This window comes from Streptomyces sp. 8P21H-1, assembly GCF_013302945.1.
The window spans coordinates 418-16,840 of the sequence record NZ_JABTYA010000054.1 but is presented as its reverse complement, the minus strand read 5'-3'; the positions used below and the strand labels follow the sequence as shown (position 1 = coordinate 16,840).

The following is a 16,423-nucleotide window of genomic DNA, read 5'->3' as shown; positions in this document are numbered from 1 at the left end:
GCCGCGGCTGGGTCCGGTCGCGCACTGGTCGTCGATCGGCCCGTACCGCCTGCTGACGACGCTGCCGCCGGCCGCCGCCGACGATCCGGTCGTACGGCCGCTGCTCGCCCCCGCCCACCGCGAACTCGCCCGCACCGCCGAGGCGTACCTCGACTGCGCGGGCCAGGCCGGCCGCACCGCGGCCGACCTGGGCATCCACCGCCAGACCCTCTACTACCGCCTGTCCCGGGTCGAGCGACTCACCGGCCTGGACCTGGACGACGGCGAGGCACGCCTGCTGCTGCACATGGCGCTGAAGGCGCAGCGTATCCAGCAGCGCGGCCAGTAGCGCGGCCAGCAGCGGTGCGACGTGGGTGCCGCGGGGAAGGACGAGGCCGGATCCCGCCGTGGAAACTGTGGAAGCCGTGAGAGGCGTGCTCTGCTCCAGCGCATGTCCTTGCTGATGCTCGATCTCGACAACACCCTCGTCGACCGCGATGCCGCCTTCCGCGCGGCGGCCTCCGCGTTCCTCCGCGCCTGCGGACTCCCCGGGGAGGACCTCGCCTGGCTGATGTCCGTCGACGCCGGCGGCTACGCGCCGAGGGAGGACGTGGCGCGCGCCGTCATCGGGCGCTACGGGGAGGGCGCGTCCGGGGAGGCCGTCCGGTCCCTTCTCGACCGGGGCGCGGCGGACCGGGTCGTGCTGGACGACGCCGTGCGCGACGTACTCGCCGGAGCCGTCGCGGCCGGCTGGACCTGCGTGATCGTCACCAACGGCCGTACCGCACAGCAGGAGGCGAAGATCCGGCGCACCGGGCTGGACCGGATCGTCCACGGATGGGTGATCTCCGAGGCGGCCGGGTGCAGGAAACCCGCGCCGGAGATCTTCCGGACCGCCGCGGCGACCGCGGGGGCCTGCCTGCGCGGGGCCTGGATGATCGGGGACTCGCCGCACGCCGACATCGGCGGAGCGAACGCGCTCGACGGTGTCCGCAGCGTGTGGGTGTCGGCGGGCCGGCCGTGGACCGAGGCCGCGTTCCGGCCGACGCACGTCACCGACGACATCACGTCGGCCATCACCTACGTCGTCGGCCGTCGTCCGCACGGAGCCCCGGCGGTACGGCCCTGACCATGGACGCCGCCACCGCCACCACCGCCGCCGTGGCGGGCCGGGCACACGGTGGCCGGACACGCCGCGGCCGGACACGCCGCGGCCGGAGCGTCAGGACGGCTCCCCCGTCGTCGGCCCCGGCACCTTCCCGCCCGAGGCCTCGACGACCCGCCGCAGCCCTTCGGTGAGCTCGTCGGCGCGGGTCGCGGTGCCGGGGTCGAAGGTCCACTGCGCGATGAGCCCCATCATCAGGGTCATGTAGAACTTGCCGAGGGTGTCGACGTCGTCCTCCGGGACGTCCTCCTCCAGACCGCCCATCAGCATCGGGATGACACCGCGCGCCGCTTCGCGCTGGGCCTTCGCCAGGTGGTCGCGCACCTCGGGCAGCTTGTCGCCCATGGCGATGATCTCCATGCTGAGGTGCCAGGGCGAACCGGGTGTGCGCATGGTCCTGATGACGTTCCGCCAGACCTCGTGGAACCTCTCCAGCGAGCCCGGCTCGGTACCGGCCGGAGGGTGCCCCCCGGCCTCGAAGGTGTCGGAGACCGCCTCGACGAGGGCGATGTACGCCTGTGCGAGCAACGCGTCCTTGGAGCCGTAGTGGTAGCCGATCGACGCGAGGTTCGTCCCCGACTCCCTGACGATGTCGCGCGCGGTCGTCCGCACGAAACCCTTCTCCAGCAGGCAGCGCTTGGCGCCTTCGAGCAGATCCTCGCGGTGTCCCATGCGGGTCAGCGTAGCGCTGCGACAGAAATCTGTCCCAGACGGATGTTTTATACGCCCCATCCATACGGTTGATCTATACGACTGTAATAGACGATCGTTTAATACGTCTGTACAGTCCGCGGCATGACGCATCCCCTGAGCCCGACGGGCCCGAACACCCACTCCCCCGCCGGGCGCCGCGAATGGACCGCGCTCGGCGTCCTGATGCTGCCGCTGCTCCTGGTCTCGATGGACGTCTCGGTCCTCTACTTCGCGATCCCGCAGATCAGCGCCGACTTACGGCCGAGCGGCACCCAGCAGCTGTGGATCTTCGACATGTACGCCTTCGTGCTCGCCGGGCTGCTGATGACGATGGGATCGATAGGTGACCGCGTCGGCCGGCGCAGGCTCCTCCTCAGCGGCGCCGCCGCCTTCGGCGTGGCGTCCCTGGTCGCGGCGTACGCGAACAGCGCGGAGACGCTGATCGCGGCCCGCGCCGTGCTCGGCATCGGCGGCGCGACGCTGATGCCGTCCACCCTGGCGATGATCCGCACCCTCTTCACCGATCCCGGCGAGCGCTCCAAGGCGATCGGCCTGTGGTCCGCGGTGATGACGGGCGGTGTCGCGCTCGGCTCGGTGATGAGCGGCGTCCTCGTCGAGCACTTCTGGTGGGGCTCGGTGTTCCTGGTGAACCTGCCGGCGATGGCGCTGCTGCTGGTCGTCGGCCCGCTCCTCCTGCCGGAGTCCAGGGATCCGGAGCCGGGCCGCTTCGACCTGCCGGGCGTGGTGCTGTCCATGGCGGCCGTACTGCCGGTGGTCTACGGGCTCAAGGAGATCCCGTCGCAGGGCTGGCACGTCCGGTACGTCGTCTCCGTGACCGTCGGTCTGCTCTTCGCCGTGCTCTTCGTCCACCGCCGGCGGACCGCCGGGTCGCCGATGATCCCGCCCTCGCTCTTCCGCGGCCGGGGCTTCGCACCCGCCGTCACCCTGAACCTGCTGTCGTCGTTCGCGATGATGGGCTCGGCGCTCTTCACCACGCAGTACCTGCAGTCGGTGCTCGGCAAGAGCTCCATGGAGGCGGCGCTGTGGGGCCTGCTGCCCGCCGTCCCGGTCGGTGTCGCCGCGCCGGTCGCCGCGTGGGCGGTGCGGCGGGGCGTGAACCGCGCGCACGTCGTCTGCGGCGGCTTCCTGCTCGCCGCCTGCGGTTACGGTCTCCTCACGGCCACCGGCACGGACTCGTTGTGGCCGGTGCTGGCCGGAGCCGGGCTCATCGCCTCCGGGATCGTCACCGTGATGTCCCTGATGACGGACCTCGCCCTGGGGGCCGTACCGCCGGAGAAGGCGGGGACCGCGTCCTCGGTGCTGGAGACCGGCGCGGAGTTCGGAGGCGCGCTGGGGATGGCGCTGCTGGGGTCGATCGGCACGGCGGTGTACCGCCACGAGATGCCGGACCGGGCCCCGGCTGCGGCCCACGAGACGCTCGGGGCGGCGCTCGCGGAGACCTCGCGGCTGCCCTCAGGGGCGGGCGAGGCACTGGCGGCCACGGCGCGGGAGGCGTTCACGAACGGGATGCAGGCGGCGGCGACCGCCGGGGCGCTGCTCCTGCTGGGCGGGGCAGTGCTTGCTGCGGTGGCCCTGCGCCGGGTACCGGTCCGCGATACGCAATGCCCGGATCTCGCCCCCGCCGATCCTGCCCATTCCCGTCACTGACTCAGGGGCTCCGCTCCCGAACCCCCGTTTGCGCAGTTCCCCGCGCCCCCGGGTACCCAGGGGCGCGGGGAACTGCGCGACCAGCCCTCACCGGACCCGCAGACACGAACTGGCGCGGCAGTCCCAGGCGGGTCCGGGTGGCCTCAGACCAGGTTGACCGAACGCGCCTGCGTCGCGCCGATCTCGTCCGCCAGCTCCGTCAGCACCGGCTGCGGAACCGTGTCGTCCACCGTCAGGACGGCCAGTGCCTCGCCGCCCACGTCCGCGCGGGCGACCTGCATACCGGCGATGTTGATGCCGGCCTCGCCGAGGATCCGGCCGAGCGTGCCGACCACACCGGGGCGGTCGGTGTAGTTGAGGACGACCATGTGGTCGGCGAGCGCCAGGTCCACGTCGTACTCGCCCACGGCGACGATCTTCTGGTGGTTCTTGGGGCCGGCGAGCGTGCCGGACACCGAGACCTCCTGGCCGTCGCCGAGGGTGCCGCGCACGGTCACCACGTTCCGGTGGTCCGGGGACTCGGAGCTCGTGGTCAGCCGCACCTCGACACCGCGTTCCTGCGCGAACAGCGGGGCGTTGACGTACGACACGGTCTCGTCGACGACGTCCTCGAACACGCCCTTGAGCGCGGAGAGTTCGAGCACCTTGACGTCGTGCTGGGTGATCTCGCCGTACACCTCGACGTCGAGGCGGACCGCGACCTCGCCCGCGAGCGCGGTGAAGATGCGGCCGAGCCGCTCGGCGAGCGGCAGGCCCGGCTTGACGTCCTCGGCGATGACGCCGCCCTGCACGTTCACCGCGTCCGGGACCAGCTCGCCGGCGAGGGCGAGGCGCACCGAGCGGGCGACGGCGATACCGGCCTTCTCCTGCGCCTCGTCCGTGGAGGCGCCGAGGTGCGGGGTGCAGACGACCTGGTCGAGCTCGAAGAGCGGGGAGTCCGTGCAGGGCTCCTTCGCGTACACGTCGAGGCCGGCGCCGGCGACGCGGCCCTCCTTGAGCGCCGAGTACAGCGCGGCCTCGTCGACGATCCCGCCGCGCGCGGCGTTGACGATCCGCACCGACGGCTTGACCTTGTGCAGCGCGTCGTCGCCGATGAGACCGAGGGTCTCGGGCGTCTTCGGCAGGTGGACGGTGATGAAGTCGCTGACTTCGAGCAGCTCGTCCAGCGAGAGGACCTTGACGCCCATCTGCGCGGCCCGCGCGGGCTGTACGTAGGGGTCGTAGGCGACGACCTTCATGCCGAAGGCCGACATGCGCTGGGCGACGAGCGCGCCGATGCGGCCGAGGCCGACGACGCCGAGGGTCTTCTCGGCGAGTTCGACGCCCGTGTACTTGCTGCGCTTCCACTCGCCGTTCTTCAGGGCCGTGTTGGCCTGCGGGATGTGGCGCGCGGTGGCGAGGAGCAGACCGCAGGCCAGCTCGGCGGCGGTCACGATGTTCGAGGTGGGGGCGTTGACGACCATCACGCCGGCCTTGGTGGCGGCGGCGACGTCGACGTTGTCCAGGCCGACGCCGGCTCGTGCGACGACCTTCAGCTTCCTCGCCGCGGCGACGGCCTCGGCGTCGACCTTCGTCGCGGAACGGATCAGGATGGCGTCGACGTCGGCGACGGCGGGCAGCAGCTCGGCGCGGTCCGCGCCGTTGCAGTGCCGGATCTCGAAGTCCGGGCCCAGGGCGTCGACGGTCGCGGGCGACAGCTCTTCAGCGATGAGTACGACAGGTTTCGAGCTCACGTGAGTCCTCACAAGTCCATTGCGGACGGCCGTCCCGACGGCCGCAGGCGGTGGAGGGTTGCCGCGTTGAGAGACGCACGACGCTGTGGGCCCGACGCGTATTGGTTGAGCAGTCTAGTGGTCGCGCGCCGTGTTCACGCGTCTCCGCAGAAGGATCACCCGCACGTGCGGACTTCGGCCCCTCCGGTGGTCGAGGGGCGGGATCCGGGGGCAGAGCCCCTGACGGCACCTCGGGCGGACAGGCGCGGCCGCGGCACCGGGACGTCCCGGTGCCGCGGCCGAACCGGCGGAGTCACTCGTCGTCGTTGACCCACGACATGAGCTTGCGCAGCTCCTTGCCCGTGGTCTCCAGGAGGTGGTTCTCGTCCTGGGTCTTGTACTCGTTGTACTTCTTCAGACCGCCGTGGTACTCGTCCATCCAGGCCTGCGCGAAGGTGCCGTCCTGGATCTCGGCGAGGACCTTCTTCATCTCGGCCTTGGTGGCGTCCGTGATGATCCGCGGGCCGGTGACGTAGTCGCCCCACTCGGCGGTCTCCGAGATGGACCAGCGCATCTTCTCCAGGCCGCCCTCGTACATGAGGTCGACGATGAGCTTCAGCTCGTGCAGGCACTCGAAGTACGCGATCTCCGGCTGGTAACCGGCCTCGGTCAGCGTCTCGAAGCCCGCCTTGACCAGCGCGGCCGTACCACCGCAGAGGACGGCCTGCTCACCGAACAGGTCGGTCTCGGTCTCCTCGGTGAAGGTCGTCTTGATCACGCCGGCGCGGGTGCCGCCGATGCCCTTGGCGTACGACAGCGCCAGCGCGAAGCCGTTGCCGGTGGCGTCCTGCTCGACGGCCGCGATGCACGGGACGCCGCGGCCCTCCTCGTACTGGCGGCGGACCAGGTGGCCCGGGCCCTTGGGGGCGACCATGCAGACGTCGACGCCGGCCGGGGGCTTGATGAAGCCGAAGCGGATGTTCAGGCCGTGGCCGAAGAACAGCGCGTCGCCGTCCTTCAGGTTGTCCTTGACGGACTCCTCGTAGACCTGGGCCTGGATCGGGTCCGGGACCAGGATCATGATGACGTCGGCCTCGGCGGCGGCCTCCGAGGGGGTCACCACGCGCAGGCCCTGCTCCTCGGCCTTGGCCTTGGACTTGGAGCCCTCGTGCAGACCGACCCGGACGTCGACACCCGAGTCACGGAGCGACAGCGCGTGGGCGTGGCCCTGGCTGCCGTAACCGATGACCGCGACCTTGCGGCCCTGGATGATGGACAGGTCGGCGTCAGCGTCGTAGAACAGCTCGGCCACTTTGGGTTCTCTCCTTGGTGTGCAGGTGTTGCTCCCCACCGTATGCCGGTGGGGTGGGGGGAGGTTCCGGGGTCTCGGAATGCGGGCGGCCGACGGCTGCCGGCCGCCTGTTTCCAGTCGTGCGCGCGTCCCTCGCGGGCGTACGGGCCTACGCGGAGCGGTCCAGTGCGCGCAGCGACCGGTCGGTGATGGAGCGGGAGCCGCGGCCGATGGCGATCGTGCCGGACTGGACGAGCTCCTTGATGCCGAACGGCTCCAGCATCTTGAGCATGGCCTCCAGCTTGTCGCTGGCGCCGGTGGCCTCGACGGTGACGGCCTCCGGGGAGACGTCGACGGTCTTGGCGCGGAACAGCTGGACGATCTCGACGATCTGGGAGCGCGTCTCGTTGTCGGCGCGCACCTTCACCAGGACGAGTTCGCGCTGGACGGCCGCGCCCGGCTCCAGCTCGACGATCTTCAGGACGTTGACGAGCTTGTTGAGCTGCTTCGTGACCTGTTCGAGGGGGAGTTCCTCGATCACGTTCACCACGATGGTGATGCGGGAGATGTCGGTGTGCTCGGTGACACCGACCGCCAGCGAGTCGATGTTGAAGCCGCGGCGGGAGAAGAGGGCGGTGATCCGGGCGAGGACACCGGGCTTGTTCTCCACCAGGACGGAGAGCGTGTGCTTGGACATGGTCTGCTTCCTTTACCTACGGCTCTCAGTCGTCTTCGCCGTCGCCGAAGTCGGGGCGGACGTCCCGGGCGGCCAGGATCGTGTCGTTGGAGGTGCCGGCGGGGACCATCGGCCACACCATGGCGTCCTCGTGGACGATGAAGTCGATGACGACGGGGCGGTCGTTGATCGCGTTCGCCTCCTCGATGACCTTGTCGAGGTCCTCCGGCGACTCGCAGCGGATCGCGTGGCAGCCCATGGCCTCCGACAGCTTCACGAAGTCGGGGACGCGGGTGCCGGCGCTCGGCTGCTTGCCGTCCGCGTCGGGGCCGGAGTGCAGCACGGTGTTGGAGTAGCGCTGGTTGTAGAAGAGGGTCTGCCACTGGCGGACCATCCCGAGGGCGCCGTTGTTGATGACGGCGACCTTGATCGGGATGTTGTTCAGGGCGCAGGTGGTGAGTTCCTGGTTGGTCATCTGGAAGCAGCCGTCGCCGTCGATCGCCCAGACCGTGCGGTCCGGCACACCGGCCTTGGCGCCCATCGCGGCGGGCACCGCGTAGCCCATGGTCCCGGCGCCGCCGGAGTTCAGCCAGGTCGCGGGCCGCTCGTACTGGATGTAGTGCGCGGACCACATCTGGTGCTGGCCGACGCCCGCGGCGAAGATCGTGCCCTCGGGCGCGAGCTGCCCGATGCGCTCGATGACCTGCTGCGGGGAGAGCGAGCCGTCCGTGGGCTGCTCGTAGCCGAGCGGGTACGTCTCACGCCAGCGGTCGAGGTCCTTCCACCAGGCCGTGCAGTCCCCGGTGCGGCCCTCGCTGTGCTCCTTCTGCACGGCCTGGACCAGGTCGGCGATGACCTCGCGGGCGTCCCCGACGATCGGCACGTCGGCGGCGCGGTTCTTGCCGATCTCGGCCGGGTCGATGTCGGCGTGGACGACCTTCGCGTGCGGGGCGAAGCTGTCCAGCTTGCCGGTGACGCGGTCGTCGAAGCGGGCTCCGAGGGCGACGATCAGGTCGGCCTTCTGCAGCGCGGTGACGGCGGTGACCGAACCGTGCATGCCCGGCATCCCCACGTGCAGCGGGTGGCTGTCGGGGAACGCGCCGAGCGCCATCAGGGTGGTGGTGACGGGCGCTCCGGTGAGTTCGGCGAGGACCTTCAGCTCGGCGGTGGCACCGGCCTTGATGACGCCGCCGCCGACGTAGAGGACGGGGCGCCTGGCCTGCGTGATCAGCCGGGCCGCCTCGCGGATCTGCTTGGCGTGCGGCTTGGTGACCGGGCGGTAGCCGGGCAGGTCCTGGACGGGCGGCCACTGGAACGTGGTCCGCGCCTGGAGGGCGTCCTTGGCGATGTCGACCAGGACCGGCCCCGGGCGGCCGGTGGAGGCGATGTGGAAGGCCTCCGCGATCGTCCGCGGGATGTCCTCGGCCCTGGTCACCAGGAAGTTGTGCTTGGTGATCGGCATGGTGATGCCGACGATGTCCGCCTCCTGGAAGGCGTCCGTGCCGATCGCCTTGGAGGCGACCTGACCGGTGATGGCGACCACCGGCACGGAGTCCATGTGCGCGTCGGCGATCGGGGTGACCAGGTTGGTGGCGCCGGGGCCGCTGGTCGCCATGCAGACGCCGACCCTGCCGGTGGCCTGGGCGTAACCGGTGGCCGCGTGACCCGCGCCCTGCTCGTGGCGGACGAGCACGTGCCGCACCCGCTTGGAGTCCATCAGCGGGTCGTAGGCCGGAAGGATCGCACCGCCGGGAATGCCGAATACCGTCTCGGCCCCGACCTCCTCGAGGGAGCGGATGAGGGACTGCGCTCCCGTCACCTGCTCAGGGGCGGACTGCTGTCCTCCGGAACGGGGCCGCGGCTGCGGGTGATGGGCCCCGGTGGCCTGCTCGGTCATCGGCATTCTCTTCTCGATGCTGAGGGTTTTTGCGCGTTTTGCGCGGTGTGCGGTTACTGGTCGACAGGCACTCGTGCAACAAAAAACCCCTCGTGCCGTGAGGCAGGCGAGGGGAGCGCGTCGGGTGCGGTCACCGGGGCTTCCGGATCATCCGATCCGGTGCGTCCCAGCTCAGCCGACGCGCTTTCCAAGTACGAGAATTCGGGTGCGCATGGCACAGACCCTCTCCCCGGCGCACTGTGCGTGTCAAGTGGGTGGGACGGGAGTCTCATCATGTGAGCGCAGGGCGGTCCCGGTCCCATAGCCTCCCGAGGCCGCCCCCGCCGCGTAGGCGCTGGTGCCCCCGCCCGCGTAGACGCCGCTGCCGCTTCCCACGAAGACGGGCTCGACGGGACCGTGCGGCACGGAGTGGCCGCCGGACGCCAGGGCGCGGCGCAGCCGGTACTCGTCCAGCGGCCCGGAGAAGGCCAGGCCCTGCCCGTGGGTGCAGCCCATCGACCGCAGGGCGACGACCTGCTCGGGCAGGTCCACCCCGTCGGCCACGGACTGCAGCCCCAGGTCGTTCGCGATCCGCAGCAGCCCACTGGTGATCTTGTGGAGCCGGGCGGACTCGACGACCCCCTCGACCAGACCGCGGTCCAGCTTCAGTACGTCCAGGGGCAGCCGGCGCAGCGCGGTGACGGTGGCCCAGCCGCTGCCGAAGCCGTCGAGGGCGATCCGGACGCCCAGCCGCCTGAGCGTCTTCAGCCGGCGCTCCAGCTCGTCCAGGGACACCTTGGGGTCGATTTCGGCCAGTTCGACGATGAGGCCGCCCGAGGGCAGTCCGTACCGCGTCAGCAGGGCCTCCACGGAGCTGAGGGGCATGGAGCGGTCGAGCAGTCTGCGGGCCGTCATCCGGACGGCGACGGGCACGGCGTGCCCGGTGGCGGTGCGCTCGGCGGCCTGTTCGACGGCCTCCTCCAGCAGCCAGCGGCCGAGCTCGGCGCTGCGCTCGCCGTCCTCGGCCACGCGCAGGAACTCGTCGGGGGTGAAGAGCACCCCCTGGGCCGAGCGCCAGCGCGCCTGCGCGGCCACCGCCGTGATGCGGCCGGTCTGCAGGGAGACCACGGGCTGGTGCAGCAGCGTGAACTCGCCGTCGTGCAGGGCGGCGCGCAGCCGGGTGGCCAGCTCCGCCTTCCGTACGACGTCCTGCTGCATCTGGGGCGCGTACAGCTCGACCCGGCCCTTGCCCGCCGCCTTGGCGCGGTACATCGCCAGGTCGGCGTTGCGCAGCAGCTCCCCCGCGCCGAGGCCCGGCTCGGAGAAGGACACGCCGATGGAGGCGGCGACCCGGACATCGTTGCCGTCGATGCGGTACGGCTGCGAGAGGGTCGTACGGAGCCGGTCGGCGAGTTCGAAGATGTGGCGCTCACGCGCCGCGCGGTCGCGGGAGCCGTCGCCGACGATCAGGGCCGCGAACTCGTCGCCGCCGAGCCGGGAGGCGGTGTCCCCCTTGCGGACCGCGTCCTGGAGTCTGCGGGCGGCCTGCACGAGGAGCTCGTCGCCGGCCTGGTGGCCGATCGTGTCGTTGACCGCCTTGAAGCCGTCGAGGTCGATGAAGAGCACGGCGGTGCCGTGGTCGGAGGAGCGGCGGCCGGACAGCGCCTGGCCGACGCGCTTGGTGAACAGGGCCCGGTTGGGCAGGTCGGTGAGCGGGTCGTGCTCGGCGTTGTGCTGCAGCTGGGCCTGGAGGCGGACCCGCTCGGTCACGTCACGGCTGTTGAGGATGAGGTTGCCGTGGTGCCGCTTGACGGTCGACTCGACGTTGAGCCAGCCTCCCCCGCTCTCGGCTCCGTTCGAGCGGGAGGTGCCCCCACCGCCGGACCGGAAGCGGCACTCGATACGGGTGGTGGGTTCCTCGGCGGGGCTGGCGGAGAGGAAGCGGCGCAGCTCGTGCACCACGCAGTCCAGGTCCTCGGGATGGATCAGCGAGGCGAGTTCGGACCCGACCAGCTCCTCGGCGGGGCGTCCGTAGACCCCGGCGGCGGCCGGGCTGACGTACCGGAGGATGCCGCTCGGGGCGGCGATCATGATGACGTCGCTGGAGCCCTGCACCAGGGAGCGGAAGTGGTTCTCCTTCTGGGCCAGTTCCTGGGTGAGCGTGATGTTGTCGAGGAGCATGATGCCCTGGCGCACGACGAGGGCGAGCACGACCGTCCCGCCGGTGACGAGCACCACGCGGTCGACGCTGCGGCCGTTGAGCACGTTGTAGAGGATTCCCAGCGTGCAGACGGCGGCGGCCAGGTAGGGCGTGAGTGCCGCCAGCGAGCTGGTGAGGGGCCGGCTGGCCGGATACCGACTGTGACCTCCTTCCTGGAGGGGCACGTGTGCCGGTTGTCCCTGCCGGGGCCCGGGCACGTAGCCGTGCACCACGCGCGTGCGCCCTTCTTCTTCCGTGGGTCCGTTTCGGTGCCCCATCCACGGGGCGTAGGCGAGCAGCAGGGAGCCGGCGAACCAGCCGGCGTCGAGCAGCTGCCCGGAGCGGTAGTCGTCGTGCAGCAGCGGCGAGGTGAACAGGGCGTCGCACACCACCGTGAGGGCCAGCGCCCCGATCGCGGTGTTCACCGCGGAGCGGTTCACCGCCGAGCGCTTGAAGTGCAGTGCGAGCACCATGCTGACGAGGGCGATGTCCAGCAGCGGATAGGCGAGCGACAGCGCGGTGTGCGGGACGCCCGGCCCCTCCGCCTTCGCCGCCTGGGCGAGCGCGAGGCTCCAGGAGAGTGTGAGCAGCGAGCCGCCGATCAGCCATGCGTCGAGTCCCAGGCAGACCCAGCCGGCCCTGCTCACGGGCCGTTTGGCGAGGACGAGCAGGCCCACGATGGCGGGCGGCGCGAAGCACAGGAAGAACAGGTCGGCGTAGCTCGGGTTGGGCACCGGGACGCCCAGGACGACCTCGTACCAGCCCCAGACGAAGTTGCCCGCGGCGGCCATCGCGGAGGAGAGCGAGAAGAGCAGCCACGCGGGCCGAAAGCGGCTGCGCCGGGTGCGGGCGCAGAGGAAGCAGGAGACGGCCGCGCTGGCGGCGGCGGCGCTCAGACCGAAGTCGCCCATGATCAGGGCGAGTTCGGGTGAGCCCCAGCCGAGCGCGGCGCCGGCGGCGTACCCCGCGCACATCAGGACGAGGACCAGCTGCGGGACGGCGCCCGCCCTGCCCGTGGCGACCGACCCGCGGGCCGACAGTGCCCCCGGGGTGCTCACTGCGGTTCCCCGGTCCGGGCCGCCCCCGAGTCCCTCTGGTCCCGGTGCGCCGGGGGGCCGTGCCTGCGGCGGCCGCCCGGCCGCCGGAGGTGCCGGCCGCCGTGGCGGCTTCTGCGCGCGGGTGGACACCAGGGTCGCCGTCGCCGGTCCCGCCGCGTCGGATCGTTGGTCCTCAGGCCATGCATCGCCCGTCGCCCCCCTCACTGCTGCTGTCTCAGTCCCCGGCGCCGAATCGTGCGTGGCGCGTCCCCTGTCGGGACGATACACCAGACTCGTCACTCAGGGACATAGCACCTCTACGCTCCGTGACGATCAGCAGGGATCCGGCCACGGTACGCGTTCGGGGGACTGCGGAGGGTGCCCGCGAGCGCTCCCCACCCGTGCGCGGCCGGGAGCGGGGAGGACTACGAGCCCGTCGTAAGGACCACGTTCCGCAGGGGCTCGCGGTTCACGAAACGGTTCAACTGGTCCACCAGGAGCCGTCGGGCGCGTGGGAGGAACGCCGAGGTCGGCCCGCCCACGTGAGGGCTGATGAGCACGTTCGGCGCATGCCACAGGGGGTGTCCCGGCGGCAGCGGCTCGGGGTCGGTGACGTCCAGGGCCGCCCGGAGCCGGCCGCTCTCCAGCTCGGCGAGCAGCGCCCCGGTGTCGACGATCCCGCCGCGGGCCACGTTCACCAGGAGCGCCCCGTCCTTCATGCGGGCCAGGAAATCGGCGCCGGCCAGGCCTTTCGTCTGCTCGGTGAGGGGCGTGACGAGCACCACGACATCGGCCTCGGGGAGAAGTCGAGGCAAGGCGGCGATCGGATGCACTGAGCCGCGCGCCGTCTCACGGGCGGAGCGCGCGACGCGCGCCACCCGCGCGGGCTCGAACGGTACGAGCCGGTCCTCGACTGCCGAGCCGATCGCCCCGTAGCCGACTATCAGGACGCTCCGGTCCGCGAGCGCGGGACGGAATCCGGCCCGCCACTCCCCGCGGTCCTGTCCGCGGACGAAGTCGGGGATGCCGCGCAGCGAGGCGAGGATCAGGGTGAGGGCCAGCTCGGCGGTGCTGGCGTCGTGCACCCCGCGCGCGTTGCACAACCGCACTCCGGAAGGCAGCAGGTGGAGTCCCGGCTCGACGTGGTCGATCCCGGCCGTCAGGGTCTGCACGACCTCCACGGACGTCATGCCGCCCAGGGGGCGCACCGAGACCTCGCTGCCCTTCATGTACGGCACGACGTAGAAGGAGCAGTGCGCGGGGTCGCCGGGGAAGTCGTCCCCGCCGTCCCAGTGGCGGTAGTGGGGCCCTTGGGGAAGTCCTTCGAGTTCGGCTGCGGGATACGGGAGCCACACTTCGTACGTCATGGTCAGGAGGCTATGCGAAGGACCCGTGGACGCAGGGGTTAGTTTGGGGTGCCAGGAAAGGGAGGGCGCGGCCGGTGGAGCGCAGGACGATCGGGGCGGCGGCGCTCGAAGTGGGGGCTGTGGGCCTCGGCTGCATGCCGATGAGCTGGGCGTACTCGGGTTCGCGGCAGCGGGGCGCCGAGTCGCTGCGGACCGTGCACGCGGCCCTCGACCGGGGCGCGACGCTGCTGGACACCGCCGACATGTACGGGCCCTTCACCAACGAGCTGCTGGTGGGGCGCGCGCTGAAGGACCGGCGCGCGCGGGCCTTCGTGTCGACCAAGGTCGGCCTGCTGGTGGGCGAGCAGCACCTGGTGGCCAACGGCCGCCCCAGCTACGTGAGACGGGCGTGCGACGCCTCGCTGCGCCGGCTGCAGACGGATGTCATCGACCTCTACCAGCTGCACCGCGAGGACCCGGAGGTGCCGGTCGAGGAGACCTGGGGGGCGATGGCGGAGCTCGTCACGGCGGGGAAGGTGCGGGCCCTCGGGCTGTGCGCGGTGGGGGCGCACTTCCGCCGCAGGCCGGGGGCGCGACCGTACGACGGGACGATCCGCACGCTGGAGCGGGTGCAGCAGGTCTTCCCGGTGAGCGCGGTGCAGGCCGAGTTGTCGGTGTGGTCGCCGGAGGCGCTGGAGGCCCTGCTGCCGTGGTGCGAGGCGCGCGGTGTCGGGTTCCTGGCGGCGATGCCGCTCGGCAACGGCTTCCTGACCGGGACGCTCACCCCCGGCGAGGGGTTCGAGCGCCACGACCTACGGGCCCGGCATCCCCGGTTCACCGCCGAGATGATGGCCGCGAACCAGCCGATAGTCGTCGGTCTGCGCCGGGTGGCCGCCCGCCACTCGGCGGCGCGGGGAACGGGCGTCACCCCCGCGCAGGTGGCCCTGGCGTGGGTGCTGTCGTGCGGGCCGCACGTGGTTCCGGTGCCCGGCGCCAAGCGGGAGTGCTGGGTCGCGGAGAACGCGGGAGCGGCCGGGCTGCGCCTCACGGAGGAGGACCTGGCCGAGATCGCGGCTCTGCCCCCGGCACTGGGTTCCTGGGACTGAACAGGACCCCGGCGGTACCGGTACCGGGCGGGCCTTGCGGGGCCGGATCGCCCGGTTCCGGCGGTGTACCGGCGATTCGGCGTCCGTGATCGGGAACTCGTGGGGTCCGGGCGGTGTATGAACAAGAGAACGTGCCGCGGCGAAGGGAACCTGATCGTGCAACGTCGAGCTGTGACGGCCGTGTTGGCCGCAGCCGCGCTCCTGCTGACGGCCGGCTGCTCCTCGGACGGCGGGGAGGAGCCGGGCAACGGCGGGAACTCGTCCCCGGGCAGTCCGGAGCCGGGCACCTCGGCCCCGGCCTCCGGGCGGGCGGCCGCGCCGACACCGCCCGCCAAGGGTTCCGTGGAGGTCGTACGGACCGTCGCCGAGGGCCTCAAGACACCCTGGGGCCTCGCTCCGCTGCCCGAGGGCGGCCTGCTGGTGTCCTCGCGGGACGGGGGGACGATCACCCGGGTCGACGAGAGGACCGGGAAGAAGACCGAACTGGGCTCGGTGCCCGGGGTCGCCCCCGGCGGCGAGGGCGGTCTGATGGGGCTGGCCCTCTCCCCGTCGTACGCGTCGGACCACATGGTCTACGCGTACTTCACCTCGGACTCCGACAACCGCGTCGTGCGCATGCAGTACGACGCGCGGAAGCCGGCCGGTGAGCAACTGGGCGCGCCCGACACGGTGTTCCGGGGCATCCCGAAGGGCACGAACCACAACGGCGGCCGGATCGCCTTCGGCCCGGACAGGATGCTGTACGTGGGCACGGGCGAGACCTACGTCACCGAGCTGGCCCAGGACAAGAAGTCGACGGGCGGCAAGATCCTCCGTCTGACGCCGGAGGGCGAGCCGGCACCGGGCAACCCGTTCGGCTCGCCGGTCTACTCGTACGGCCACCGCAATGTGCAGGGCCTCGCCTGGGACACCGAGCAGCGCCTCTTCGCCTCGGAGTTCGGCCAGGACACCTGGGACGAGCTGAACCACATCAAGCCGGGCGGCAACTACGGCTGGCCGGACGCGGAGGGCAAGGCCGACGACTCCCGGTACGAGAACCCAGTCGACCAGTGGAGCACCGACAAGGCGTCCCCCAGCGGCATCGCCTACGCGAAGGGCTCCGTCTGGATGGCAGGCCTGCGCGGCAAGCGGCTGTGGCGCATCCCGCTGGACGGCACCGGGAAGTCGGCGGAGCCGCAGGACTTCCTGACCGACGAGTACGGCCGGCTGCGCACGGTGGTGGCGGCGGGCGGCGACAAGCTGTGGCTGGTCACCAGCGAGACGGACGGACGGGGGACCCCGAACGGCACCGACGACCGGATCCTGGAGCTGCGGGTGAAGTGAGCCGGGGCCGTCCGCGCGGGCGGCCGCCGACCCGGCCGAAGGGCACCTCCCCGGGCTGTCCGGACCCCAGCCGACCCGGCCGGACCGACCGGTGGCGGACGGGCCGGTGACGGACCCGGCCCGTGACCGACCGACCGGTGGTGGACGCGCCGGTGACAGACGGACCGGCGACCGACCAACCTGTGACAGGCGGACCTGTGACAGGCGGACCGGCGACCGACTGGTCCGTGGTGGACGCGCCGGTGACAGACGGACCGGCGACCGACCGGCCGGTGGCAGGCGGACCGGCGACCGACTGGTCCGTGGTGGACGCGCCGGTGACAGACGGACCGGCGACCGACCGGCCGGTGG

Annotated in this window: 12 protein-coding genes; 5 read left to right on the top strand and 7 right to left on the bottom strand. The window is 71.7% G+C overall.

What is annotated here, in order from left to right:
• Both HO151_RS01070 and HO151_RS01065 read left to right on the top strand, forming a co-directional pair.
• Positions 1–328: CdaR family transcriptional regulator (locus tag HO151_RS01070; RefSeq protein WP_173894265.1), on the top strand; the 328-nt coding region annotated here is incomplete at its 5' end.
• A gap of 102 nt (positions 329–430) precedes the next feature.
• Positions 431–1,108, top strand: coding sequence for an HAD family hydrolase (locus HO151_RS01065; protein ID WP_173894264.1), 678 nt, complete (start codon positions 431–433; stop codon positions 1,106–1,108).
• A 93-nt stretch (positions 1,109–1,201) separates the two neighbouring features.
• On the opposite strand, the gene HO151_RS01060 is transcribed toward HO151_RS01065, so the two are convergent.
• Positions 1,202–1,816: a TetR/AcrR family transcriptional regulator gene (locus HO151_RS01060; RefSeq protein ID WP_173894263.1), complete on the bottom strand. Its 615-nt coding sequence runs from the start codon at positions 1,814–1,816 to the stop codon at positions 1,202–1,204.
• A 123-nt stretch (positions 1,817–1,939) separates the two neighbouring features.
• Between HO151_RS01060 and HO151_RS01055 the strand changes: the two genes are divergently transcribed.
• A complete protein-coding gene (locus HO151_RS01055) occupies positions 1,940–3,505 on the top strand; it encodes an MFS transporter (RefSeq protein ID WP_173894261.1) in 1,566 nt (521 codons plus the stop codon).
• A 143-nt stretch (positions 3,506–3,648) separates the two neighbouring features.
• Here the strand turns inward: HO151_RS01055 and serA are convergent, their stop codons facing one another.
• From serA to HO151_RS01025, 6 genes are all read right to left on the bottom strand, one after another.
• Positions 3,649–5,238, bottom strand: coding sequence for a phosphoglycerate dehydrogenase (serA, locus tag HO151_RS01050; protein WP_173894259.1), 1,590 nt, complete (start codon positions 5,236–5,238; stop codon positions 3,649–3,651).
• 292 nt (positions 5,239–5,530) lie between these two features.
• The gene (ilvC, locus tag HO151_RS01045; protein ID WP_173894258.1) at positions 5,531–6,529 is read right to left on the bottom strand and encodes a ketol-acid reductoisomerase; all 999 of its coding nucleotides are present in this window, start codon (positions 6,527–6,529) and stop codon (positions 5,531–5,533) included.
• A 148-nt stretch (positions 6,530–6,677) separates the two neighbouring features.
• Complete coding sequence (gene ilvN / locus HO151_RS01040; protein WP_173894257.1) at positions 6,678–7,205, bottom strand: acetolactate synthase small subunit; 528 nt, start codon at positions 7,203–7,205, stop codon at positions 6,678–6,680.
• A 25-nt stretch (positions 7,206–7,230) separates the two neighbouring features.
• Complete coding sequence (locus tag HO151_RS01035) at positions 7,231–9,087, bottom strand: acetolactate synthase large subunit (RefSeq protein ID WP_173894254.1); 1,857 nt, start codon at positions 9,085–9,087, stop codon at positions 7,231–7,233.
• A gap of 240 nt (positions 9,088–9,327) precedes the next feature.
• Positions 9,328–12,300 (bottom strand): bifunctional diguanylate cyclase/phosphodiesterase, encoded by a 2,973-nt coding sequence (locus HO151_RS01030; protein ID WP_254594613.1) that lies wholly within the window; start codon positions 12,298–12,300, stop codon positions 9,328–9,330.
• 422 nt (positions 12,301–12,722) lie between these two features.
• On the bottom strand, positions 12,723–13,664 hold the full coding sequence (locus HO151_RS01025; RefSeq protein ID WP_173894252.1) for a 2-hydroxyacid dehydrogenase: 942 nt from the start codon (positions 13,662–13,664) through the stop codon (positions 12,723–12,725).
• A gap of 74 nt (positions 13,665–13,738) precedes the next feature.
• Here HO151_RS01025 and HO151_RS01020 point away from each other — a divergent pair, with 74 nt between their 5' ends.
• On the top strand, positions 13,739–14,749 hold the full coding sequence (locus HO151_RS01020; RefSeq protein WP_173894251.1) for an aldo/keto reductase: 1,011 nt from the start codon (positions 13,739–13,741) through the stop codon (positions 14,747–14,749).
• A gap of 117 nt (positions 14,750–14,866) precedes the next feature.
• Positions 14,867–16,072: a sorbosone dehydrogenase family protein gene (locus HO151_RS01015; protein ID WP_173894250.1), complete on the top strand. Its 1,206-nt coding sequence runs from the start codon at positions 14,867–14,869 to the stop codon at positions 16,070–16,072.
• Positions 16,073–16,423: the final 351 nt, after the last annotated feature.